Source organism: Micromonospora luteifusca (assembly GCF_016907275.1).
Lineage (GTDB): Bacteria > Actinomycetota > Actinomycetes > Mycobacteriales > Micromonosporaceae > Micromonospora > Micromonospora luteifusca.
Genome location: NZ_JAFBBP010000001.1, coordinates 6031487 through 6056469 on the forward strand (window position 1 = coordinate 6031487; position 24983 = coordinate 6056469).

15 protein-coding genes are annotated in these 24983 nt (G+C 69.6%); 9 read left to right on the plus strand and 6 right to left on the minus strand.

What is annotated here, in order from left to right; translation table 11 throughout:
* Positions 1-30 precede the first annotated feature (30 nt).
* The 5 genes from JOD64_RS27375 to cspE form a co-directional block, all read right to left on the minus strand.
* Positions 31-789, minus strand: a complete 759-nt coding sequence (locus JOD64_RS27375) for an AfsR/SARP family transcriptional regulator (RefSeq protein ID WP_204944877.1) — start codon at positions 787-789, stop codon at positions 31-33.
* A 124-nt stretch (positions 790-913) separates the two neighbouring features.
* A complete protein-coding gene (locus tag JOD64_RS27380) occupies positions 914-4102 on the minus strand; it encodes an AfsR/SARP family transcriptional regulator (protein WP_204944878.1) in 3189 nt (1062 codons plus the stop codon).
* A gap of 296 nt (positions 4103-4398) precedes the next feature.
* Positions 4399-5442 (minus strand): NAD(P)-dependent alcohol dehydrogenase, encoded by a 1044-nt coding sequence (locus JOD64_RS27385; protein ID WP_204946281.1) that lies wholly within the window; start codon positions 5440-5442, stop codon positions 4399-4401.
* A gap of 335 nt (positions 5443-5777) precedes the next feature.
* Positions 5778-6059, minus strand: a complete 282-nt coding sequence (locus JOD64_RS27390) for a hypothetical protein (RefSeq protein ID WP_239559691.1) — start codon at positions 6057-6059, stop codon at positions 5778-5780.
* 180 nt (positions 6060-6239) lie between these two features.
* On the minus strand, positions 6240-6443 hold the full coding sequence (gene cspE / locus JOD64_RS27395; RefSeq protein ID WP_043326981.1) for a transcription antiterminator/RNA stability regulator CspE: 204 nt from the start codon (positions 6441-6443) through the stop codon (positions 6240-6242).
* 926 nt (positions 6444-7369) lie between these two features.
* Here cspE and JOD64_RS27400 point away from each other — a divergent pair.
* Positions 7370-8413: a LacI family DNA-binding transcriptional regulator gene (locus tag JOD64_RS27400; RefSeq protein ID WP_204944880.1), complete on the plus strand. Its 1044-nt coding sequence runs from the start codon at positions 7370-7372 to the stop codon at positions 8411-8413.
* Between the two features lie 42 nt (positions 8414-8455).
* Here JOD64_RS27400 and JOD64_RS27405 read toward each other — a convergent pair whose 3' ends face one another.
* The gene (locus tag JOD64_RS27405) at positions 8456-9481 is read right to left on the minus strand and encodes a LacI family DNA-binding transcriptional regulator (protein WP_204944881.1); all 1026 of its coding nucleotides are present in this window, start codon (positions 9479-9481) and stop codon (positions 8456-8458) included.
* 517 nt (positions 9482-9998) lie between these two features.
* Here JOD64_RS27405 and JOD64_RS27410 point away from each other — a divergent pair.
* The 8 genes from JOD64_RS27410 (at position 9999) to JOD64_RS27445 (ending at position 24979) form a co-directional block, all read left to right on the plus strand.
* Positions 9999-11240, plus strand: a complete 1242-nt coding sequence (locus tag JOD64_RS27410; protein ID WP_307813715.1) for an ABC transporter substrate-binding protein — start codon at positions 9999-10001, stop codon at positions 11238-11240.
* A 146-nt stretch (positions 11241-11386) separates the two neighbouring features.
* Positions 11387-12265, plus strand: coding sequence for a carbohydrate ABC transporter permease (locus JOD64_RS27415; RefSeq protein WP_239559692.1), 879 nt, complete (start codon positions 11387-11389; stop codon positions 12263-12265).
* Positions 12266-12270: 5 nt separating this feature from the next.
* The gene (locus tag JOD64_RS27420) at positions 12271-13182 is read left to right on the plus strand and encodes a carbohydrate ABC transporter permease (protein ID WP_239559693.1); all 912 of its coding nucleotides are present in this window, start codon (positions 12271-12273) and stop codon (positions 13180-13182) included.
* 2 nt (positions 13183-13184) lie between these two features.
* The gene (locus JOD64_RS27425; protein WP_204944884.1) at positions 13185-15107 is read left to right on the plus strand and encodes a glycoside hydrolase family 127 protein; all 1923 of its coding nucleotides are present in this window, start codon (positions 13185-13187) and stop codon (positions 15105-15107) included.
* A 109-nt stretch (positions 15108-15216) separates the two neighbouring features.
* Positions 15217-19941, plus strand: a complete 4725-nt coding sequence (locus tag JOD64_RS27430; protein WP_307813717.1) for an Ig-like domain-containing protein — start codon at positions 15217-15219, stop codon at positions 19939-19941.
* A 68-nt stretch (positions 19942-20009) separates the two neighbouring features.
* Entirely contained in the window at positions 20010-23195 is a 3186-nt protein-coding gene (locus JOD64_RS27435; RefSeq protein ID WP_307813718.1) for a family 43 glycosylhydrolase, read from the plus strand.
* 24 nt (positions 23196-23219) lie between these two features.
* Entirely contained in the window at positions 23220-23852 is a 633-nt protein-coding gene (locus JOD64_RS27440; RefSeq protein WP_204944885.1) for a hypothetical protein, read from the plus strand.
* A gap of 65 nt (positions 23853-23917) precedes the next feature.
* Positions 23918-24979: a hypothetical protein gene (locus tag JOD64_RS27445; RefSeq protein ID WP_204944886.1), complete on the plus strand. Its 1062-nt coding sequence runs from the start codon at positions 23918-23920 to the stop codon at positions 24977-24979.
* The last annotated feature ends 4 nt before the right edge of the window (positions 24980-24983 follow it).

Here is a 24983-nt window from a genome sequence, read left to right on the forward strand (position 1 = left end):
TGCGACGGCAGCGCCACGCCCAGTGGCGGATCACTGCGTGGCCCGGGAAAACTCGCCCGCGTTGCGCTGGAGCAGCCGCTGGTGCGTGTGCCGGAGGGCTGGTCCCGGTTCGTCTCCGAGCTGCTCCACCAGCCGGGCGCGGATGCCGGCATAGCGATCCAGGGCCTCGGCCTGGTGGCCGCACCGGTGCAGCGCCTCCATCAGCAGCCCCGTGATCGCCTCGTCCAGCGGATGCTCCTCGGCCAGGTACACCAGGTCTGGCACCAGCTCCGCATGTCGCCCAGCGCGCAGCCAGGCGTGGGCCACGGCCACCCGGGCCGACAGTTGCTCCCGGCGCAGCACCGTGCGGGCTCCGTCCGCCCACCGAGAGTCGACATCGGCCAGCGGCGTTCCGGCGGGCAACCGCAGGGCACGCTCGTAGAGGCAGGCGGCGGCGGTGTCGTCGCCCGCCTGTCGGGCCTCCCGGACCAGGCGACGGAACCGGTGCACGTCGATCCGCTCGGGGTCGAGGTCCAGCAGATAGCCACCACGCAACCGCACGAGCCCGCGTTCGGCCCCGCCAGCCTCCGCGAGGGCACGCCGCAGCCGCTTGGCACAGGTGTAGAGCGCGTCCCTCGGGTCGGTGGGCACCTCTTCGTCCCAGATCTGATCGATCAGCCGCTCGTCGGGGACGAGCTCGCGCGGCTGCCAGGCCACGCAGGCGAGCAAGCTCCTGACCCGGCCCGAGGCCGGATGGGTCTCCCTGTCCCCACTGACGATCGTCACCGCGCCCAACAGTCGGAACTCCACCTGTGCTCCTCGCGACGAAGTGCGAACATGTCGGGTCACAACGTCCCACCCGCCCGCATGGTCGCCGCTCGGATCGCGCATGGCGGCGGATCGCGCATGGCGGTGGGCAGCCCAGCAGCGGTGGTCAGCCCAGCAGCGCCGCCGTCTCGTCCTGGCGCGGGATGCCGAGTTCGACGAAGTGCCGGTGGGCCCGACCCCACGCTGTGCGGGCGGCCCTTTCGTCACCGACAAGCCGGCGTGCCCGCCCGAGCGGGATCAGCGCGTTGGCGTACCCCAGCCACTGCCCGGACCGGCGGGAGACCCGCAGGGCGCGTCGGCACTCCACGACGGCCCGGGGTGCCTCGCCCAGTTCCACGAGGATGGCCGCCAGCGTGGCGTGCGCCCTACCCAGCGCCAGCGGATTTCCCTGGACCGCAAGCCGCAGTGCCTCGGTCCCGTGCTCGTACGCCCGATCCGGGCGACCTGAGGACAGCGTGGCCCGGCCCAGACCGATGAGCATCTCGACCCGCCCGGCGTGGTAGCCGGTCCGGTCGGTGATGGCGGCGGCGGCGGCCAGACGAGCCAGCGCGTCCTCGATCCGACCCTGTCCCACCGCCGCCTCCGCAAGGCCGACCAGCGCGTCGACCTGGCAGTTCAGATTCTCCGCCCGGCGCGCGCAGAGCAGGGCCGCCTGGTGCGCCTCGGCTGCCAGCGGCCAGCGACCCGCGTGGTTGTGCACCCGGCCAACCGTCTCGTAGGTGATCGCCTCGCTGTACGGCATGCCGGCATTCCGCGCGATGGCCAGGGCGCGATCGAGCCAGTGCAGAGCGGCCGCCAACTGTCCCTGCTCCTGTCGGACAAGCCCGATATTCACCAGAACGATCGCCTGCATGTTCAGGTTTCCCGCCCGCTCGGCCACCGGAATACAAGCGGTGAGACACCGCTCGGCCGGGCCGAGTCGGCCGAGCTCGAGATAGGCGGACGCGAGGTTGTTCAGTCCCGACGACTCACCGCGCGCGTTGTCCAGCGCGTGGTCGAGCCGGATCGACCTGCGGTACCGGTTCAGGGCCTGCTGTGGTCTGCCCAGTTGCTTCAGGATGACGCCGATGCCCCGCAGCGCGTCCGCCTCCCCCCGCCTCCAGTTGGCCCGGCGGGCGAGCACAAGGGCCCGCTTGTACTCCGCCCCACCCGCCACGAGTCGGGTCATCCGCCAATTGGTGTGGCCGAGCGACAGGCGCATCGCGGCTTGGCCGCTGAGGTCGCCGCTTCCTTCCGCTGCCGCCAGCCCGATCGTCGCCATCCGCACCGACTCAGCCAGTGGCCTGAAGTGATGGAGGTAGTCCTGGAGGGCGATCACCAGAAGGCAGGCCATTGGCCTGGAGTCGAGCTCGGCGGAGAGGTGGACCGCCGCGGTGATTTCCTGCCAGGCATCGTCAAGCCACGCCAGCGCCTGTGACCTGTCCCCGAAGGCCTCCGGGGTGACGCCGGGCGGGATCATCGTCGGTGGGGACGAGATCAGGTAGAGTCCGCCGACTCGCGCAGCCTCGACGGCCGAGTAGAGGTAGTACGACATCAGCCGCTGGACGGCCTGCCGCCGCTCGGCCTGGCTGTCCTCCTCGGCGACGCGCTCCGCGGCGTACTCCAGCAGCAGGTCGTGGGCGGCGAACCGGTGGACGCCGACCTCGGTCACCAGGTGCACCCTGGCAACGCTGTCCAACAGTTCCTCCGCCTCGCCGCGGTCCACCCCGGCGAGCGCCGCCGCCGAGGCGGTGGCCAGACCGCCGCTCGGGGCCAGGGACATCAGCCGGAACATCCGCCTCGCCCGCAGGGACAGCGCACGGTAGGAGAGGTCCAGCGCGGCCCGGACCGCCGTGTGTTCGTCACCATCGACGCGGAGCCGGGCCAGCCTGCCCCGGTCGGCCAGCTCCGCGACGTACCCGCCGACGGTGTGGTGCCGCTGCTCGGCCAGCCGCGCCCCCGCGATGGACAGGGCCAACGGCATCTGTCCGCACTGGACCGCCAGCTGCACTGCGGCCTCGGGCTCTGCCCGCAGCCGGTCGGCGCCGACGCCGTGTGCGAGCAGCGCCAGTGCCTCCTCCAGCTCCAACGCGGCCACGCCGAGCCGGCTCGCCCCCTCCCGCGCCACCAGCCCGCCGAGCCGGTCGCGGCTGGTCATCACGACCAGGCAGCCGGGACCACCCGGCAGGATCGGCCGGGCCTGCTCCGCGCTCGCGACATTGTCCAGCACCAACAGGATGCGACGCTCCGCGAGCAGCGAGCGGTACAGCGCCCCCTGCGTCTGCAGATCGGCCGGAATGTCCTTGGGAGGCTGGCCGAGGGCTTGGAGCAGCACCGGCAGTGCCTCAGTGGGGGACATCTGTTGCCCCGGGTCAAACCCCCGCATTCCGAGGAAGATCTGGCCATCGGGGAAGTCGCGGGCCGCCCGGTGTGCCCAGTGCACCGCCAGGGCCGTCTTCCCCGCGCCGGCCGGACCGACCACCAACAGGACCCGGCCTCCGCCAGCCGCCAGCCCGTCAAGCTGCTTCAGCTCCGCCTCCCGGCCGACGAACCGCCCGATGTCGGCCGGCAGTTCCCGCGGAACCCTCGTCGGCGCAGAAGCGTACGGACGCTCCGGTCCGGCCGCGCCCGCCAGCACGCGCTGGTGCAGACTCCGCAGCTCCCCGGTGGGCTCCACGCCGAGCTCCGCGACCAGGCGGGCTCGGAAGTCCCGATACACCTTCAGCGCCTCGGCCGCCCGCCCAGCCGAGTACAACGCCAGCATCAGTAGCCGGTGGGATCTCTCCCGGAACTGGTTCTCCGCGACCAGCAGGGTCAGCTCCGCCACCGCCTCGTGGAATCGGCCCAGTGCCATCATGGCCTCGGCCCGTCCCTCCAACGCGGCCGTCCGGTACTCGGTGAGCCGTGCTGCCTCGGCCTCGACGTGCGGTCCCCGCAGGCCGGCCAGCGGGGCGCCGCGCCACAGCGCCAAGGCCCCGTCGTAGTCGGCGATGGCCTCCTGTGGACGGCCCTCGAACGTCGCCCTTCTGGCCGACTCCACCCGGCCCACGAACAGCGGCGCGTCGAACTCCCCGTCCCCGACCCGCAGCAGGTATCCGGGATTCCTGGTCTCGATCAACTCCGCACCCTCGGGCCCGCAGGCCCGACGCAACTCTGCCACCAGGGCCCGGACCCTGGCTGGGGCGGAGACGGGCGGATCCTCCCCCCAGAGCCGGTCGGTGATCCGCTGGACGGAGACGACGTGGTTGGCGTCCAGCAGCAGTGCGCCGAGTAACGCCCGCTGTTTGCCGGTCAACTCGATGCTGCGTCCTGCCACGGTCAGTCCCACCGGTCCCAGGAGACTGAACCGCGTGCCGCTCACCGCCATGGCACTGCACGGTAGAGCAGGATCCGCCCCGCTGCGAAACGGATCGGTTCAAATCCAACGGCTTCTACTATCGATCGCGTTGGGGGAGCAAGTGACGGTGCGGATCTCTGCGTCGTAGTCGAGGGACGGGATGAACTCGGTCCAGGCGTTGTTTCGCAGGCGGACCACCGCCGGCTACCGGTCGCCCTGGCCCGACTGTGGTCAGGGCCCGCCGTTCGGCGGACCCTGACGCACAACAGAGAAGATCAGCGCAGGGTGTCGATGTCGATGACGAACCGGTACCGCACGTCCGAGGCGAGCACCCGCTCGTACGCGTCGTTGACTGCCTCGGCGCCGATGACTTCGACCTCGGGAGCGATGCCGCGCTCGGCGCAGAAGTCCAGCATCTCCTGCGTCTCGGCGATGCTGCCGATGCTGGAGCCGGCGAACGAACGCCGATTGCCGAACAACGCGAAGACGGGCACCGGCAGCGGCTCCGCCGGGGCACCCACGCTGACAAGCGTGCCATTCAAACGCAGCAGACCGAGGTAGCTGGCCATGTCGATCGGTGCGCTGACCGTGTTGATGATCAGATCGAAGCTGTCCTTGAGCGCCTCGAACGTCGCCGGGTCCTTCGTCGCGTAGTAGTGCTCGGCTCCGAAGCGCAGGCCGTCGTCCTTCTTGCCCAGCGTCTGCGACAGCACGGTCACCTCGGCGCCCATCGCCGCAGCGATCTTGACAGCCATGTGGCCCAGACCACCCAGGCCCACCACGGCGACCTTCTTGCCGGGACCGGCGTTCCAGTGCGCCAACGGAGAGTACGTGGTGATGCCCGCGCACAGCATCGGCGCGGCCGCCTCGTACGGGATGCTCTCCGGCACCCGCAGCACGAAGTCCTCGTCCACGACGATGTGGGTCGAGTACCCGCCCTGGGTCACGGTCCCGTCCCGGTCGACGCCGGCGTACGTCGGGGTGTTGCCCTTGAGGCAGTACTGCTCGTTCCCGGTGCGGCAGTTCTCGCACTCGCGACACGAGTTGACCATGCAGCCAACACCGGCACGGTCGCCGACTGCGTGGCGGGTGACGTCGGCACCGACCTCGGTGATCCGGCCAACGATCTCGTGGCCAACGGTGAGCGGGTAGGGAACGCTGCCCCATTCGCCGCGCACGGTGTGGATGTCGGAGTGGCAGATGCCGGCGTAGCGGATCTCGATGAGAACATCGCGCGGGCCCAGGTCCCGCCGCTCGATCGTGGTACGCACGAGCGGTTCGGTGGCAGAGGGCGCGGCGATGGCGTTGACGGTGAAGATGATGTCCTCCGGTGACGTGATACTGACCTACCTGCACCTCACGAGAGCCGTGGCGGCGCTGCGAGTCTCTGTCAAGGCGTGTACTGCCAGTACCCCCTAGGAGCCCCGTTTGCGGCTCCGGTCGACCAGGCTACTTCGTTGCTGCGCTCAGTTTCCCGACAACACCAGTTGGCAGGCGGTGAGGCCGATGAGAATTGCCCTAGTCTGGGGGTGTGATACCAGAACATCCCCTTTTCTGCGGATTCGCCCTGGCCGTCGGGCTCCTGCCTCGTCGCTGCGTCAGCGCAGAGTGACCGCTTCGCGACGGCGATGTAGCGCGGCCGTGCGGCGCGCGCTCAGAATGGTGCGGGTCCGCGGCCTGCCAACGACATCAACACCTGCGTGGCGAGTAGCTTGCGTATGCCGGTGACGGCGACTGTCCCCATCCGATCGTAGGGCAGTTCCAGTTGCAGCCCTTCGACTGCGCTGCGAAGGTCTGTCGTGATCTCGTCCGGACGGAATGTGCCGCCCCAGCCGTTGAGTCCTCCGCGCTGGTTGGTACTGAGGGAAGCCATGCCGGATATGCATGCGCCGTCGGCCAGGATCAGCCTCGCAGGACCCGAGTAGGTCGTCGTCATAGTCATCAACCCTTCAGGATGTAACGCCGCGCGCCCCTTGTCCCGGCTGTCTGATTTTCATCAGGAGGCGAGGCGTCGAGTCCGACCATGGTGTGCTCCACCTGAGATGCCGTGGTGAGCGCATGAAACGCCGAACGGCGGCCCGCTGAATCAGTCGGGCCGCCGTTCGCAGAGTGTGGATCAGAGCGGGCGGATGTTCTCCGCCTGCGGGCCCTTCTGGCCTTGGGTGACGTCGAACTCCACCTTCTGGTTCTCGTCGAGGCTGCGGAAGCCGCTCGCCGAGATTGCGGAGAAGTGGGCGAAGACGTCGGCGCCGCCGTCGTCCGGGCTGATGAAGCCGAAGCCCTTGTCGGCGTTGAACCACTTCACGGTACCTGTAGTCATGTCTGCTCCTGCGCAGGCTGTTAGAGACCGCACTGTGCGGACCCTTGCGCCGCCGCGTTGATCACCCGCGTCGAAACGACACGAAAAACGAAAAGCGCCTGGATGGGTTTCAGATGCCCCATCAGGCGCTGGATAACGTCTACGGAAATCAAAACTGCAACGCGGCTACCGTAGCACATGATCCTCGCCGACCCCATCGAGGCGGACCAGGTCACTTGTCTGCTTCATCGATGCCGCCCTGGCCACAACCACCCGTAGTGTCCTGCGTTGGTTGCGGCGCCGACGTCGAACGCGGTAGCCGGATCACCAAGACTCTCCGGTGTGGCGACCGTCAGCGTTAGGTTCTCGTTCGCCGTCTCGCGGGGACGCCTCGAAATCCACAGGCAATGCGCGTTACGTGGCTCTTCGGCTTTGGGGCATCTTCGGCGCTCCACTGGGGAGCGTGCCTGCAACAGGGCCGTCCGCCCGCTTTGTGCTCGCCGGGCCGTCGCAGCACGCACGTGGTGAGTCGTCGTCCGAGGCCATCTCCTCAGCGTGGTCGTGCCAGCAGGGACGGCGGCGCTGCGCATCTGGCGGGGACCGGACGTGGTGCGGGATCGGCGGTCACGCCCCGCCGACGAAGAGCTCCCGCGAGGAGGTTGGGCCGGCGTGCCGAAACCGCGTGCGTGCCGTGCCGAAGATTTGCTGCAGATCTCCTGAGAGCCATTGCCGAAACCGTTTTCGGCATTCATTGTCATAGACCAGGCGGCCGGGGCCGATCGATGTGTACGGAAGGAGCACCTGTCGCCGGCGGCGCACGTCGAGACCTCCTGACGAGGGGATGCAGGGTGATCGAAGACGACGGACGTGACGGGCGAACCCTCCCGTCCACCTTGGCACGGCGCGACGAAGCCGAAGGGGCGACCAGGCTCCCCGATCGATCGCTCATGCGCGACGTCGCGGAGTTGGCGAAAGTGTCCTCGCAGACGGTCTCCCGCGTGATCAACGGGCACCCGTATGTCGCTGACGGGACCCGGCAGCGGGTCCTGGACGCGATGAGCAGGTTGAACTACCAACGGAATCCGGCGGCCCGGGCGCTGGTCACCCGCCGATCCGGCACGCTCGGCATCATCGGTTACGAGAGCCCGCTCTACGGGCCGACCTCGATGCTGTACGCGATCGAGGGAGCGGCCCGCGTCGCAGGCTACTTCGTCAGCGTCGCCAGCGTGCGCGACCTGGACCACCGGTCGGTGTTCGACGCGGTCGACTGGCTGCGGCGGCAATCGGTCGAAGGAATCATCGCCATCGCGCCCAAGCCCACGATGGCCGACGCGTTCGCCCAGGCGTCCTCCGGTCTGGCCTCGGTGACCGCGGGCGGCGGCCGCAGTCCGGCGGTTCCGAGCGCTCAGATCGACAACGTCGAAGGTGCGCGGCTCGCCACCCGCCACCTGCTCGAACTGGGGCACACCACCGTTCACCACGTCGCCGGCCCGGACGACTGGCCGGAGGCGGCTGAGCGGGCCGACGGCTGGCGCGACGCGCTTCGAGCCGCCGGTGCGCCGGTGCCTGCGGTGATGCCCGGTGACTGGAGTGCCGCAACAGGATACGAGCAGGGCGCGTGCCTGGCCCGTGATCCGTCCGTCACCGCCATTTTCTGCGCCAGCGATCAACTCGCCCTCGGCGTGCTGCGGGCGCTGCACGAGGCGGGCCGGCAGGTGCCCGACGACGTCAGCGTGGTGGGCTTCGACGGTGCCTTCGACGGCGCCCTTTTCCTGCCGCCACTGACGTCGGTTCGGCAGGACTTCGCCGAGCTGGGCCGGCGCAGCGTACGGCTGTTGTTGGCGCAGCTCGACCGTCCCGCACACGGATCGTTGCGGCGGCGTGACGTGCTCATGCCGGAGTTGGTGATCCGGGGGAGCGCGGCCGCACCCCGCGATCGTTACCGCCCGTCTGCGGAACAGACGCGCTCCGGCCTGACACACAGCGTCTGACCGGTCATATCTCGGCAACGCCCGCCCTGGCGATCCCGACCGTCAGCGGCGGGGCAGTGCCGGCCCCGTGGACTCACGCACCACCAGGCGGCCTTGTTGACGGATGACACCAATGCTGGGGCTGCCGTCCAGCGCCGCGATGAGGTGCTGGACCGCGGTTGCGCCGAGCTGCTCGAGATTGAGATCCACAGTGGTCAGCGTCGGTCGGCAGTCCTCGGCGAAGAACTCCCAGTTGTCGTAGCCGACGATCGCCACGTCGTCCGGGATCAGGCGGCCGAGATCGCGCAGCGTGTCGGCAACCCCGGCGGCCACCTGGTCGTTCCCGCAGAAGATCGCGTCCACGTCCGGCCTGGCCGCCAGTAGCAACCGTGCCGCGTGCCGGCCCCACCGCTGGGACCATTCGCCGAACAGTGGATCGCCAGAGGGGGACAGGCCCGCCTCGGCGAGCACCGTTCGCAGGCCGGCGGCTCGGTCCCGGGCGGCGCGGTAGCTGTCCGGGCCGGTGATGTGTCCGATCCGGCGTCGGCCGTGCGACACCAGGTGTTCCGCGGCGAGTCGGGCACCGCCCTCGTCGTCGGCGACGATCGACAGGTCGCTCGGGTCGGTGGACTCGGCATAGGCATAGACCACCGGGACCGGGATCTGCTGGGTCAGCGAGGGGCTCACCTCGTTGCTGTCGCCAACCACGATGAATCCGTCGACCTGGCGTGCCAGCAGGGTGCGGATGTAGTGCTGGCGGCGGATGGCGTCGCCCCGGGCGTCGCAGAGCAGCACGGACATCTGTCCGTTGCCCAGGGCGTTTTCCGCACCGAGCAGGATGGACATGGCGAACCTGCCGCCGAGTTCGTCGGTCAGCAGTCCGACCGTGCGGGTGCGTCCGGAGATCAGGCCGGCGGCCAGGGCGTTGGGCTGGAAGGAGAGATCGGCGGCGGCGCGCAGCACCCGTTCCCTGGTGGACGGCGCGACTTCGGCTCGACCGTTGAGCGCTTTGGACGCTGTGGCCACGGAGACGCCGGCGTGGCTCGCTACATCACTCAGCGTCACTGACTGCGATCGTCGCCGCCCCACCCGAAAGCCTTTCGCAACGTTTCAGGGCAACGGCAACTGCCCGCACACCCCTGCGGTTTCGGCCAGCGTAGTGCGCAGACAGGTTCAGGCGAAAGAGCGAGGGGCCATCGAAATCGATTCGGGTTTTACCCGCCCGACATCTTGCCGAAACCGTTTTCGTGGGACACCCTGGCGGCGGAACGTGATGCGCACCACCTCGGCCATGACGGTGACGATGTGCCGCACGAGCCGCGGGCCGGGACCGGCGACAGGGCGGAGAGGCGATGACGACACGGCAGGCATCGCCCGTCACGGCGGCGCGAGCAGCACCCACGTCACGGGGCGGATTCGAGCCGGCAGGCGGTCGACGGCGACGTCACCGCCCCAGCCGTCCGCATGCAGCAGCAAACCGGAGATCACATCTCGTCTTGTGGGGGCCGCCCAACGGGTCCCCTCCAAACGATGAACCCCCGTGGGAGGAATCATGAGGAAGACCCTGGGCAGGCGGACTGCCCTACGTTCGTTAGCAGGAGTCCTCGTGGCGGCGCTGACCGTGGGCGCGGCCGCATGCAGCAGCGACGACGGCGGCACCAGCGCGGCCGAGGCCGGCCCCAACGGCGTCGACGACGGCAGCGAACTCACCCTGTGGACCCGCGCGCCGCTGGAGAAGCAGGCGAAACTCCTCGTCGACGCGTACAACGGCGGCCACAAGAACAAGGTCAAGCTGACCGTCGTTCCCAACGACGACTACGTCGCGAAGGTCGGCGCGGCGGCGGGCTCGGACGGCCTTCCGGATCTCTTCGCCGCCGACATCGTCTACGTGCCGAACTGGGTGCAGCAGGGCCTCTTCCAGGACCTCAGCGCCAACATCGACGGCCTCAGCTTCAAGGACTCCATCAACAAGGGACACCTTTCGGCCGGCACGGTCGACGGCAAGAAGCACGTCCTGCCCTTCGTGCTGGACCTGTCGATGCTGTTCTGGAACAAGCAGTTGTTCAAGGATGCCGGTCTGGACCCGGAGAAGGCCCCGGCGACGCTCGAGGAGTACGCCGCTGCCGCCAAGGCGGTCCAGGCGTCGAAGAAGGACGGTGTCTACGGCACGGCGGCCGGCCTGAACTGCGGCGGGTGCCTGGTCTTCACCTGGTTCCCCTCCATCTGGGCCGCCGGCGGCGAGGTGCTGAGCGAGGACGGCAAGGAGTCCAAGCTCGCCGACGACAACGCCCAGAAGGTCTACAGCACCTGGAACGACCTGTGGAAGTCCGGAGCCGTGCTACCGGCTTCCGCCGGTGAGACGGGCCCGACCTGGACCGCCCCGTTCACCGAGGGCAAGGTCGGTTTGATGCTCTATCCGGCGACCCTGCTCTCCTCGACCCCGTTCGACGTCGGCGTGGCCCCGATCCCCGGCCCCAGCGGTGGTGGATCCACCTTCGTGGGCGGGGACGGCCTCGGCGTGTCGAAGGACTCGAAGAAGGCTGCTCAGGCCTGGAACTTCCTGAGCTGGATGATGTCCGAGGACGCCCAGGTCGGGGTGCTGGCGAAGAACAAGGACGTGGTGTCCCGCGCCGACCTCGCCAACAACAAGTACGCCGCCGAGGACCCGCGCCTGGTCACCATCAACGAGGCGGCCGGCAAGGGCGATACCCCCGTCGCGCTGAACTTCCAGCAGGCGTTCAACGCGCCGAACAGCCCGTGGCTGACCCTCGTTCGTAACCGCGTGCTGAACGGCAGCGGCGACCTGTCGAAGGACAACGGCGAGATCACCGCGGTGCTCAAGCAGTAGGCGCCCACCGCGGGTGTGTGCCGACGCACCGCTTCAGGCACACACCCGCGGCGGACCGACCCGCACCAGTCAACGAACACCCGTCGCCGACCGATGAGAGGGTTCCCATGAGAGTCACCGCACCGTCTCGCCCGCCCAGTGCGGCGATGCGGGGCCGTGCCCGGCCACGCGGCCGTCAGGCCCTGCTGGGCTGGCTCTACGCGACACCGACCGCGGTGTTCGTCGTGGCGCTCTTCGCCGTACCGCTGCTGCTCGTCATCAGGATGTCGGTGTCGAGATGGCCGCTGCTCACCGGCAACCAGGGGATCAACGCTCCCGACAACTTCGTGAAGGCGGTCAACCACCGGTTCTTCACCGACTCGGTGGTGTTCACCGTCAAGTACACAGTGCTCGCGACCGTGCTGCTCCTGGCCCTCGGCCTGGGGCTGGCCCTGCTCGTGCAGGAGTCGAGCCGGTGGAACAACCTGCTCCGCGCGTCGTTCCTGATCCCCAGTGCCCTCGGGCTGGCGTCGGCGTCCCTGCTGTTCTACGTGCTCTACTCGCCGTACGCGAGCCCCCTGGCGCCCGTGCTGGATCGGCTCGGCATCACCTTCCTCGGTTCACCGACCGCGGCACTGATCTCGACGACCTTCCTCATCGTGTGGCGCTACGCCGGCTTCTACATGGTGCTCATGCTCGTCGGCCTCCAGGGCATACCGGCGGACGTGTACGAGGCCGCCCGCGCGGACGGCGCCAGCCGGTGGCAGACCTTCCGGAAGATCACCCTGCCGCTGCTGCGGCCGACCCTGGCGCTGACGACCGTGCTCTGCGTGACCGGTTCGCTGCTCGCCTTCGAGCAGTTCTACATCCTGACGAAGGGCGGTCCGGACAACAGCACGATCACCGTCGTCCAGCTCATCTACATGGTGGCGTTCCAGGGTCAGAACGACCTTGGTGTGGCGGCGGCGCTCTCCCTCATCGTGCTGCTGGCCCTGGTCCTCATCAACGCGCTGCAACTGCGCGCCTTCCGGTCCGAGGAGAGCTGACAGCGATGGTCGCCGAATCCCGTTCCCAGATCGCCGCCGGCGGGCCTCTCCCGTCCGTCGCGGGACCCACTCGCCCCAGCAGACCCCGGGGCCTCACCATCGCCGGCATCGCGCTGCGCACACCGTACTGGGTGTTCTCCGGATCGGTCGGGCTGATCTTCCTGGCTCCGCTGCTCTGGACGGCGGTCGCCTCGGTCGGCCCACGGGCCGGCACCAACCAGGTGGACGGCTGGGGCTTCGGCAACTACGAGACGCTGGCGAACTACCAGGCCGGCATCTGGCGCTACCTCGCCAACACGGCGTTCGTCGCCCTGCTCGCGGTCGCGCTGACGCTGCTGATCTCCCTCCTCGGTGGTTACGCGTTCGCCCGGTTCCGTTTCCCCGGCAAGAACGTCCTGTTCCTGGTCACGCTCGCCATCCTGATGGTCCCGTACGCGACGTTGCTGATCCCGCTCTACGTGCTGCTCAATCAGGTGGGGTTGCAGAACTCCCTCGTCGGCGTCGCGCTGGTGCTGACGATGTTCCAGCTCCCGTTCTCCACCTTCCTGATGCGCATCTCCTTCGAGGCGGTGCCGCGCGAGTTGGACGAGGCCGCGATGGTCGACGGCTGCTCGACGTTCAGCGCGCTGTGGCGGGTGCTGTTACCCGCGGTGAAGCCGGGCCTCATCACCGTCGGGCTGTTCGCGTTCCTCACCGCGTGGAACGACTTCATGGCCCCGCTGATCCTCATCAACGACACCGAGCGCATGACCCTTCCGCTCGCTGTGTCCAATCTGCGGGGCCAGGTCCAGGGTGTCGTCGACTACGGGGCGACCGAAGCGGGCGTCGTCGTGCTCGCCCTGCCGTGCATCGTCCTGTTCCTGCTGCTCCAACGACACTACGTGCGCGGCTTCATGTCTGGCGCGATGAAAGGATGACCATGAGCGGCACCGTACCTGCGGCCGCCCCCGTCCTGCCGATCCGTGGCCGGCTCCGGCCGCTCGGGCTGGACCAGGTCCGGATCACGGGGGGATTCTGGGCCGAGCGTCAATCGATCAACAGTGCCGCGACTCTCCCGCACATCGAGCACTGGATCGAGCGGGAAGGCTGGATTCGCAACTTCGACCTCGCCGTGCGGGGCGACCTGGCACACAACCGCCGCGGCCGTGAGTTCTCCGACTCGGAGATCTACAAACTCCTCGAGGCGATGGCGTGGGAGATCGGCCGGACCGGCGATGCGCAGCTCGAGTCGAGGTTCCGCGCCGTCGTGCGGCGGGTGGCCGCGGCGCAGGAGGCCGACGGCTACCTCAACACGAGGTTCGGTCGCCCGGGGCAGGCGCCCCGCTGGTCCGACCTCGAATGGGGTCACGAGCTCTACTGCGTCGGTCATCTCCTCCAGGCCGCGGTCGCCCGCGCCCGAACGCGTCCGGGCGCGGACGACGGCCTGTTCGAGGTCGCCCGCCGTGCCGCCGACAACGTGTGCGAGACATTCGGGCCGGACGGTATCGACGGCCTCTGCGGACACCCGGAGATCGAGACGGCTCTGGTGGAGTTCGCCCGGGTCACCGGCGACGACCGCTACCTGACCCAGGCCGCTCTCTTCGTCGACCGGCGGGGCCACGGCCGGCTCAGCGATGTGGAGTACGGCCGGGAGTACTTCCAGGACGAGCTTCCCGTCCGGGAGGCGACGGCCCTGCGGGGGCACGCGGTACGGGCGAACTACCTCGCTGCCGGCGCCGCCGACGTCGCCGTCGACCTGAAGGACACCAGCCTGCTGGACGCGGTACGCAACCAGTGGAGCAACGGGGTGGCCCGCCGTACGTACGTCACCGGAGGACAGGGCTCCCGGCACCAGGACGAGGCGTTCGGCGAGGACTGGGTGCTCCCGCCCGACCGCGCGTACTCGGAGACCTGCGCCGGGGTCGGCTCGGTGATGCTCGCGTGGCGGCTGCTGCTCGCCGACGGCGACCCCCGCTACGCCGACCTCATCGAGCGGACGCTGTTCAACGTGGTGTCGACCTCGCCGTCGGCCGATGGGCGGAGTTTCTTCTACACGAACACCCTGCACCGCCGCGAGCTGGGCACCCTCCCGGACGCCGACCGGCCCAGCCTGCGCGCGGCGGCCTCCCTGCGGGCGCCCTGGTTCGAGGTCTCCTGCTGCCCGACGAACGTCGCCCGCACCCTGGCCAGCCTGACGGCGTACGTCGCGACGTCCGACGACGAGGGTCTCCAACTGCACCAGTACCTGCCGGGGACCATCGAGCACCGGCTCGCCGACGGGCGTGACCTCCGTGTCAGCGTGGCGACCGACTACCCACACGCCGGGCAGATCCGGGTACGGATCGAGAGCGACGACGACCAGCCCTGGTCGCTGACGGTGCGGGTGCCCGGCTGGGCGGCCGAGGGTGCGACGTTGACCATCGCCGGAGACACGCGGCCGGTCGGGCCGGGTGTCGTCACCGAGCGCCGGACGTGGCGCCGCGGCGACGAGGTCGTCCTGTCCCTGCCGATGGCTCCCCGGTTCACCCACCCGGACGCGCGCATCGACGCGGTCCGTGGCTGCGTCGCGGTGGAGCACGGCCCCCTCGTGCTCGCCCTGGAGTCAGTGGACGTGCCCGACGTCGAGACGGTCGACGAGCTCCGCGTCGACACCAGCCAACCGCCCCGCCTCGTGAACGGCCGGGTCACCGTGCACTGCCGACGCGTCCACCCGCGAGAGCACGACTGGCCCTACCGGACCGACGCGGTCGAGTCGACGCCGACGCTCGGTGAGGGCCTCGACGAGGTGGCGTTGGTGGCGTACCACGACTGGGCCAACAGAGGGCCCTCAACCATGCGCGTCTGGCTCCCGACCGTGCGCTGACCAGCTGTCACGGACCAAGAGGGCCGCTGATGTTAGCGCTAACTTCTACACCCGCCTCACCCGTTCAGCCGCACCGACGACAAGGAGGAACGACATGATCCATAGACGAGTGAGGAGGGTGCCCCTCTGGGCCGCCCTGGCCGCGTTGGTGGTGGGAGGGGCGGTCGGCATTCCGTCCCCGGCCAACGCCGCCAGCCCGATCCTGCCGGGCAACGAGGGTGACGTCGGCGTCTACACCAACGGGCAGAACCATGCCATGGAGATCGGCGACCCGGCCTACAGCAACCTCGGCGACGTCGTCAACCAGCTCAAGCCCGGTGTGCCGTTCACCGCGGGGAACATGCACCAGTCGATCTTCGAGAAGGATCTGGCCGCCGGCGGCACGGACTACTACCTCGACCGGGTGCTGGGCGTCCCCGGAACGCTCGGGTCGGCGGTGCTGATGACCCGGGGCCGCTCCCTCTACATGCGTGGCGCGAGCAACAACAACTTCAGCAGCATGGGCTTCGCCGGCAGCGCGTACGTCGGTGGCCCCAACAACCTCGGCAACCTGTACACCGTCACGGTGACCGGGCAGACCGTCACCGAGGTCAACGCCAACCGCTTCAACGCGCCGAGCCACGCCAGGACCCGGTACACGATCGGGACGACCGGCGTCACCGCCGACCAGACCAAGTTCATCACCGAGGACAACGTCGCCGTCACCGCCATCGACTTCGGCAATCCCGGCGACGCACCGGCCACCTTCACCGTCCGTGCCGCGTCACCGTTGGCCACCCAGGCCGGGCCGGGCACGGCCGCGCTGACCGGCACGCGCACCATCACCAGCGGCTCCAACAACGGCCTCGTCGACACCGCGTGGGACTCGGTCCGGGTCGACCTCACCGGTGCCGACTTCAGTCGTACCGGAGCAAACCTCGACCGAGAGATCACCGTGCCGGCCGGCGGCACGGTGTCGCTGTCGGTGGTCGGCGCCGTCTCCTCGGCCTCGCTGCCCCAGACGGTGCGGAGCTACCAGGAATACGCCGCCATGTCGCCGGCCACGGCCGTGCGTACCGGCATCACCGCGTTCCACCGCCGCTGGGCGCAGGACGTGCCCTACATCGACGTGCCTGACCCCGCGCTGGAGAAGGCCATCGTGTACCGCTGGTGGGGCGAGCGGTACAACACGCTCGACGCCAACGCACCCGGCCACGTCTACCAGTACCCCACGACGATCGAGGGGGTGAACCTCTACCAGAACGCCGTGGCGCTGACCCAGCCGATGCACCTGCAGGACACCAAGTGGCTACGCACGCCCTACCTGCCGTACGGCCAGGTCCTCAACATCGGTGAGCTGTCCGGCTCCTCGGCCTTCCTGGACAGCCCGGGGCACACGAGCTGGAACAACCACTATTCGCAGTACCTTGGCACCGCCGGGCTCGAGGCCTACAACGTGCACGGCGGTGGGAAGGAGATCGCCCGGAAGTTCGCGGGCTACTTCGAGGGCGACGGCGTCGGCCAGCTGGAGCACTACGACGGCAATGACGACAACCTCATCGCCTACGACACCAACTACATGCCGGGCAACGACGCCGACGCGATCACCTTCGGCTACCCGAAGGCCAACGCCGGCGCACCCGGCGCCCGCACCATCGAGCGCCCCGAATCGGCGTACGTGTGGGGCGCGTTCGACGCCGCCCGCCAGCTCTACCAGATGGCCGGCGCCGACCAGGGCAAGGTCGACGAGATGGCCGGCGACGCCAACGACATCCGCGCGGCGATCCTCGATCGGCTGTGGAGCCCCGACATGCGGATGTTCCTCGCCGGCACGTCGCACGGCGCCACCAGCGCGGCCACCGCCAACGGCCGACCCAACCCGCTGCCCGCGTCGGCCCGCGACCTGGTCCCCGCCAGGGAGTCGAACCTCTACGACGTCTACGCCGAGAACCTCATCCCGTTCGACCAGTGGCAGAACTACGTCGACGGGTTCCGGTTCCTGACCTACGGCGACAACTTCCCGATCTTCCCGTTCTACACCGCCAACCAGTACGACCGCACGGCCTACGGGATCGGCGGCTCCAACAACTTCTCCAACATCAACTTCACCGTGCAGTACCGCGGTGTCCGCTCGGCACTACGCCACTACGACCCGGAGCAGAAGTACATCACCCCGGCGTACGCCAAGCGGCTGTTGGACTGGATGGCCTGGAGCATCTACCCGAACGCGGACCTGCGCGCCCCGAACCAGGCGGAGTACTACTCCAACTGGAGCCCGACCGCGAAGACCTACAACCGCAACAACCCGAACCACGTGATGCTCGGCAACATGAACTACATCTTCGTCGAGGACATGGCCGGCCTCCAGCCGCGCTCCGACGACAAGATCGAGCTGTCGCCGATCCAGTTCGGCTACGACCACTTCATGGCCAACAACCTGCGCTACCACGGTCAGGACGTCACCATCGTCTGGGACCCCGATGGCAGCAACTACGGACTGGGCGCCGGCTACAGCCTGTTCCTCAACGGCCAGAAGAAGGTCAGCACCGACAAGCTCGGCAAGCTCACCTACGACCCGCGTACCAACCAGGTCCAGGCCGAGGACGGCCTGACCGTCACGTTCACCGCGACGACCGGGGCCAACTTCCCGAGCGCGGTCGACACCCCGATCGAGGACACCCGCGTCGTCGAGTACCTGAAGACGGCCGGCATCGACCTCACCGAGGACGCGCCGAACCTGGCGGCGGGCGCCAACCTCACCTCGTCGTACACCCAGCAGGGCGTGCGGCCGACGCCGTGGCGGCAGTTCCACACGCCCGGCTGGAGCGCCACCTCGATGAACCACACACCCGGCGCCATCAAGGAGACCGAGCGGCCGGTGTCACTCGCGGCCGTGACCGACGGCGTCACCGCCAACGAGCCGTACTGGGGCAACTACGGCACCACCGACAAGAACGGCTACATCGAGCTCGACCTCGGTTCGGCCAAATCCTTCGACAACGTGAAGGTGTACGCGGTCAGCGACCGCCAGGCCGGTGGCTACCGCGAACCCGCACGCTGGTGGGTGCAGGTCCCCGACGGCAACGGCGGCTGGAAGGAGGTGCCGGGCCAGTTCAAGAACCCGACCGTCCCGACGGCGAAGTTCAACGAAGCGCTGTTCCACACCGTCACCTCGAACAAGCTGCGCATCGCGTTCACGAACAACCCGACCTTCTACACGGCGATCTCCGAAATCCAGGTGTTCGACTCGGGACGCGACGTGCCGGAGGTGTCCAACCAGGCGCCCGTGGCCACCGCCGCGCGCGACGGCTCGGCGGACGGCAACCTGTCCACCCGACTCGTCGGCACGGCGTCCGACGACGGCATCCCCTACGACAGCGAGCTGACCTACGGCTGGGAGACCGTCTCGGCCCCGTCCGGAGCCGGCGTCATCTTCTCCGACCCGAAGGCACTGACCACGCGGGTGACCGGCACCGTCGAGGGTGACTACGTGTTCCGGCTCTTTGTCAACGATGGCGAAAAACGGTCCGAGGCGACCGTGGCCGTGACGCTCGCCAAGCGGGAGATGGTCGCGGAGTTCGGCTCCTCGGCGACGATCAGCACCAACGGCACCGCCTCGTGGGAAAACCACCAGCGGGTCAAGGAGAGCACCACCCCGACCAGCTCGAACCCGGGGGCCGGCAACGGCTGGGGCAACTGGGGCCAGCCGCAGAACGGCACCAGCCCCGAGCGGGAGGCGTGGATCCAGTACCGGTGGACCGCGCCGGTACGGCTGTCCTCGACCGACATCTACTGGTACGACGACAACGGCGGCACCCGCCGACCCACCGGCACGACGTACGCGATCGAGAGCTCCGCGGACGGCACCACCTGGACGCCGGTAACCCTCACCGGGGACTCGACGTACGCGAACGGGCTCGCCACCAACACCTACAACCACTTCGACTTCCAACCGACCACGACCAGCTATCTGCGCATCCGGATCTGGGGCCTCATGGGCAGCGGCGCGGGCACCGGCGTGCTGCGCTGGCGTGCCAACGGCGAGACCGTCGACTCGGTACGCTCGCCCGTACTCATCCGGACCACCGTGGGCGAGGTGCCCACCCTGCCAAGCACGCTCGACGCGGTCTACGCCAGCGGCGCCCGCGGCAGCGTCTCGTTCAACTGGCAGGAGATCACGCCGGCGGCGGTCGCGGAAACCAACGTCGAGCCGTTCGTGGTCTACGGCACGAACGACGCGTACGGCCTCCTCGCCGAGGCGCGCGTCTACGTGCGGCCCGAAACGGCGCCAGGCGGCATCTCGATCCAGGGCGCCGAGACGTTCGAGCGGTCCGTCGACGTGGGGGAGCTTCCCCACCTGCCGGACAAGGTAGAGGTTTCCTACAACGACGGCTCCCGGGACAACCAGGCCATCGGCGTCGACTGGGAGTTCGACGAGGACATCGTCGACACCGCCGGTCGCTACACCATCGTCGGCAACCTGATCCTGCCCGACTACGTCAGCCAGGCCGGTGCCACGCGGACCACGCTGACCCTCACCGTCGGCGACCCGCCGGAGACCCCGACGTGGAACGTCGAGGTGCAGGCGCGCACACAGTGCATCGGCACCCGCGCCTACGTCTCGCTCAACGCGCGCAACGCCGAGGACGTGCCGCTCAACATCGAGCTGATCACGCCCTACGGGTCGCGCACGGTGTCCAGCGTCGCCCCCGGAAAGTCAACGTACCAGGCGTTCACCACCCGCGCCGAGTCGGTGCCAGCCGGGGTCGCGACGGTGAAGGCCGCCGGCAGCGTGGACGGCCAACCGGTGACGGTGGCGTTCGAGGCGCCGTACGGCGCGCTCGCCTGCGGCTGACCCTTCGTGGTGGCGGCGCCGCACCGGCGCCGCCACCACCTCCGGACAACAGTGAGGAGAACGACACCGTGGACACCACCGTGGCGCGCGGCGCCGCCCCACCAACCCGCCGGCCAGCGCACCGGGTCCGCACAGCGCTCGCCGCGACGGCGGTCGCCGGGCTCGTCGCCGCCGGCCTGGTCGGGGTCGCCGCACCTGCCTACGCGGCCGACTCGTACACCTTCACCAACACCGTCAACCCGATCCTCGGCGACGGCAGCTACTACTCGGCCGACCCGGCGCCGGTCGTCGTGCCGGCCGGCGCCTCCGGCAACGACACCGGCCAGGACCAGCTCTACATCTACACCGGCCACGACCAGGCCGGTCCGTCCACCAACGACTTCATCATGAACGAGTGGGGCGCGTTCCGGACCACGGACGTCCAGGCCGGCCAGTGGACCCACTACCCGTCGCTGATGCGCCCGGAACAGGTCTTCTCCTGGGCGACACCGGGGCGCGCGTACGCCGGCCAGGTCGTCCGGGGCGTGGACGGGCGCTACTACTGGTACGTACCGATCAACGAACGGGACAGCCCGGCGTCCGACAAGTTCGCGATCGGCGTGGCCGTCTCGGACAGCCCGACCGGCCCGTGGACCGACCACGCAGGCGGGCCGGTCATCTCCCAACGCGTGCCGACCGCCAACACCATCCACAACATCGACCCGACGATCCTCATCGACGGCACCGCCCCGAACCAGCGGGTGTACCTCTGGTGGGGCTCGTTCAGCCAACTGCGGATGGTCGAGCTTCAGCAGGACATGAAGACCCCGGTCACCACCCAACGCTCGGTCACCGGCCTGACGGGCTTCTTCGAGGCGGCCTGGGCCTTCAAGCGCAACGGCACCTACTACATGGCGTATGCCGGAAACAACGCCGGCCCGACCTCGCCGTGCACCCCGGCGAACTACCACGCCTGCATCGCGTACGCGACGGCGTCGTCGCCGGAGGGACCGTGGACCTACCGGGGCACCATGCTCCGGCCGGTCTCCTCGACGACGAGCCACCCGGGCATCCTGGAGTTCAACGGCAGGTGGTACATCGCGTACCACACCGCCGACGCGGTGGGCGGCGGCCACTTCCGCCGGTCGGTCGCGATCGACCCGGTGGAGTGGGACGACACGCAGAGCCCGCCGAGGCTGAAGCTCGTGACGCCGACGCCGGTCAAGGGGCCCGACCGGACCCCACGGGCCAACATCGCCCAGGCGGCCAGGGTCACCGTGTCCAATGAGCCGGTGCCCACGCAGTACTGGGTGAAGGCGCTCAACGACGAGATCGTCCGGTCGAACCCGCTGCCACCGGACATGTGGGGGACGTGGACGGGCAACAACCCGCCCCAGCAGTCGGTGCAGTACACGTGGGACCAGCCGATGCGGATCTCCGGGTCGCAGATCGACTTCTGGAACGACCAGCCGCAGGGCACTGGCGCGGGAGTCGCCGCCCCCGCCCGCTGGCGCATCCAGTACTGGAATCTCGACAGCGGTCAGTGGGCCGACGTGCCGAACCCGAGCGGCTTCCCCACCAGCACACAGGGCTTCCAGGACACCACGTTCGACCCGGTGACCACGACCCAGGTCCGGGCCGTGTTCGACGCGTCCACCAATGGCAGCACCTATTCCGCGGTGGCGGTGGAGGAGTGGAAGGTCCTCGCCGCACAGCCGGAGTCCGTCACGGCCCCGGGGATGACGGTGGAGGTGGGGGAGACCGAACTGCCCGACAGCCTCCCCGTGGCGTTCGGTGCCGAGACGCTGCGGCTGCCGGTCTTCTGGGACCCGGTCACGCCCGACAACGTCGCGACGCCCGGGACGTTCACGATCGGGGGCAGCGTCCTCGGCTACGCCGCCGGTCGCGTCTCCGCGCAGGTCAGGGTCATCTCGCCGGAGGACACCGAGGGCGACGAGACCCCGCCGACGCTGACGCTCACGCCCAGCGGCAGCGCCGGCGGTGCCGGCTGGTTCCGGTCGGCGGTGCGGGTGCGCGTCGCCGGTGTCGACGACGGAGGCGGTCGGCTGACCATCGAGTCGCGGGTGGACGACGGCCAGCCGGTCATCGCGAGCGCCGTGCGGTCCGTCGACGTGACCGTCTCCGGCGACGGTCAGCACAGCGTCCGGGCGACCGCGACCGACCGTGCGGGCAACGTCTCGTCGCCCGCGACCCTGCCCGTGCACATCGACGCGACACCCCCGTCCAGCACGGCCACCGTGGACAGCGCCACCCGGGCGGTCACGGTGATCGCCAGCGACGCGACCTCCGGGGTCGCCCGCATCGAGTACGCCATCGACGCCGGCACGTGGACCACCTACAGCGGCGCCATCGCGGCGCCCGACTCGAACCGACACACCGTGTCGTTCCGCGCGCTCGACGTGGCGGGGAACCTGGAGACCGCGAAGACGGCCACCATCCCGGCCGACCTGTCCGGGCCACTCGCCGGCAACATCGGGCCCATCGCGACCCCGACCGCCTCCTACACGGCGGGCTGGAACAGCGTCACCGCCCTCAACGACGGCGCCGACCCGGCCAACCCGAGCCAGGCGCAACTCTGGGGCACCTGGTCCGGCACCCGCCCGGCGACCCAGTGGGTCCAGTACGACTGGGCGCGACCGGTGCGCATCACCGGCGCGGAGCTGAAGTTCTGGCGGGACACCAACCGCGGCACCGGCGACGGCGTCGCCGAACCCGACGGGTGGGTGCTGCAGTACTGGGACGAGGCGACCTCGGCCTGGCGCGACGTGACCGGCGCATCCGCGTACGGCACCAGCACCACCGCGTTCAACACCGTCACCTTCGACCCCGTCACCACGCCCAGGGTGCGCGCCACCATCCGGGCCAACGGCAACGGCACCACCTACTCCGCGGTCGCGATCACGGAGTGGCGGGTCGTCGCCGACGACCCGGGAGTCCAACCCGTGTTGCCCGTCACGGTCAGCGTGCAGGCGAGGTGTGTCGGCGGCAGGGCGTACGTCGCCGTGCAGGCGCGCAACGACCACGACGCGCCGGTGGACGTCGTCCTGGAGACGGCGTACGGCCAACGGTCCGTCGCCGGCGTCGCGCCCGGTGCGAACGCCTACCAGTCGTTCGCCACCCGGGCGGTCTCGATCCCGGCCGGCTCGGCGACCGTCCGGGCCACCGGACCCAGCAACGGTACCGACGTGACGAGCGTCCGCACCGCAGACCATGCCGGCGCCGATTGTGCCGGCGATCCCCGTCAGGCCCCGTAACCACTAGCGACGATGGAGCAGCACATGAAAACAGGAAACCGTAGGCGGTTGCTCGCTGCCGGTGCCGCAGGTGCGGTGCTGGTCGGGACGGTGGCGTTGCAGACGCCGGTCCAGGCCGAGCCCGGCGACAACACCGACGTGCGGGTGACGGTCGACATCGAGGAGATCACCGAACCCGGCGTGCTCGCCATGTCGATCGCCGGCAACGCGGTCGCGCTGTCCGAGGACGGCTCGACCCTGCTGGTCCGTCAGTTCGTCGGCAACCTGCCGACGGTGACGGTCACCGACACCCGTACGCCGGAGGAGGTGCCCGATAACGCCGCCTGGGCAGTGCTGGGCAGCGCCACCGACTTCGTCGGCGGCACCGGCCAAGCGCCGATCAGCGCCGGGCATCTCGGCTGGAAGCCGCGCCTGATCGACGGCGGCGACACCGGCGTCGTCACCGAGGGCGAAGAGGTGGTGACCGTCCTCGACGAGCCGACCCAGCCCGGCAACAACGTGGGCCTGGTCGACCAGGAGCTGCTGGTGTCGACGTTCGACTCCGAGGCGGTCACCGGCGACGCGTACTCGGTCGACGCCGACCTGTACCTGCGCACCCCGGCGGATGTCGCCGCCGGCTCGTACACCTCGACGTTGACCCTCTCCCTGTTCGAGTGACACACGGGTGGGGGTCGCGACGACGCGACCCCCACCCGTCACATCCCTCCGTCGAAGGACCCGCGATGATCCGGACCTCGCCGCGGACGCCGCTGCGACTGCTCGCCGTGCTGGCCGCAGTGTTCGTCACCGTGCCGATCGCACCCGCCGCCGCAGCGGCGCAACCGACCACTCCGACGCTGACCTGGTCGGTCCAGCCGGCCGACCAGCAGGGTCCCGACGGCCGCCGGTGGGTCGAGCGCACGCTCGACCCGGGTCAGGTGGTGACCGAGCACCTGGCCGTGCGGAACTTCAGTGACGGCGCGGTCGTCTTCGCGCTGAAGGCGGCCGACGGCTACCTCACCGACAAGGGCCGCTTCAACATGCTTGCGTCGAATCAGCAGTCGGCGGACGGCGGCACCTGGATCAGCGTGCAACAGACGGTCAGCGTCGGGCCCCACCAGACGAAGGTGGTGCCGTTCACCATCACGGCGCCCCGCGACGCCACGCCGGGGGACCACCCGGCCGGCATCGCGGCGGCGGTCACGAGCGTGGGAGGCACGGTCGCCGTCGAGAGCCGGGTCGGGTTCCGGGTCATGCTGCGGGCCAGCGGCACAGTCACCGCGTCCCTGGCGATCAGCGGCCTCACCGCCCGGTACGAGCGCTCGTGGAACCCGTTCTCGGCCGGCACGGTCCACCTCAGGTACACCTCGACGAACGACGGCAACATCGCGGCGGCCGGCACCGGCCGGACGACCGCCGCCGGACCACTCGGCCTGGCCGCCCGGCGCACCACAACGAACGTCGAGGAGACACTTCCCGGCGGCAGCCGCACCGTCGAGGCTCGCCTCGACGGCGTCTGGTCGGTGGGACGACTCGGGGCCCGGGTCAACCTCACCCCGGCCGTCCTCGGCGGTGACCCCACCGGCGCCCAGATCGAGCCCACCACCGCGACCGTGACGATCTGGGTGCTGCCATGGCCGCAACTGGCCCTGGCCGCCGCCCTCGCCGTTCTGGCCCTCGCCGTCCGCACCACCCTGCGTCGACGCCGGCGGCGACTCACGCAGCTGATCGCTGATGCCCGGGACGAGGGCCGGGCGGAAGCCCGGACATCGGCTCTCGCCGGCGGCGCGCCACAAGCTTCCTGATCCC

What these genes read in the sequence shown, in the direction of transcription:
- JOD64_RS27400 (WP_204944880.1), top strand. Translation starts at nt 7,370, where the DNA reads ATGCGCGACGTCGCGGAGTTGGCGAAAGTGTCCTCGCAGACGGTCTCC.
- JOD64_RS27440 (WP_204944885.1), top strand. Translation starts at nt 23,220, where the DNA reads ATGAAAACAGGAAACCGTAGGCGGTTGCTCGCTGCCGGTGCCGCAGGT.
- JOD64_RS27390 (WP_239559691.1), bottom strand. Translation starts at nt 6,059, where the DNA reads ATGACGACGACCTACTCGGGTCCTGCGAGGCTGATCCTGGCCGACGGC.
- JOD64_RS27425 (WP_204944884.1), top strand. Translation starts at nt 13,185, where the DNA reads ATGAGCGGCACCGTACCTGCGGCCGCCCCCGTCCTGCCGATCCGTGGC.
- JOD64_RS27415 (WP_239559692.1), top strand. Translation starts at nt 11,387, where the DNA reads ATGCGGGGCCGTGCCCGGCCACGCGGCCGTCAGGCCCTGCTGGGCTGG.
- cspE (WP_043326981.1), bottom strand. Translation starts at nt 6,443, where the DNA reads ATGACTACAGGTACCGTGAAGTGGTTCAACGCCGACAAGGGCTTCGGC.
- JOD64_RS27420 (WP_239559693.1), top strand. Translation starts at nt 12,271, where the DNA reads ATGGTCGCCGAATCCCGTTCCCAGATCGCCGCCGGCGGGCCTCTCCCG.
- JOD64_RS27445 (WP_204944886.1), top strand. Translation starts at nt 23,918, where the DNA reads ATGATCCGGACCTCGCCGCGGACGCCGCTGCGACTGCTCGCCGTGCTG.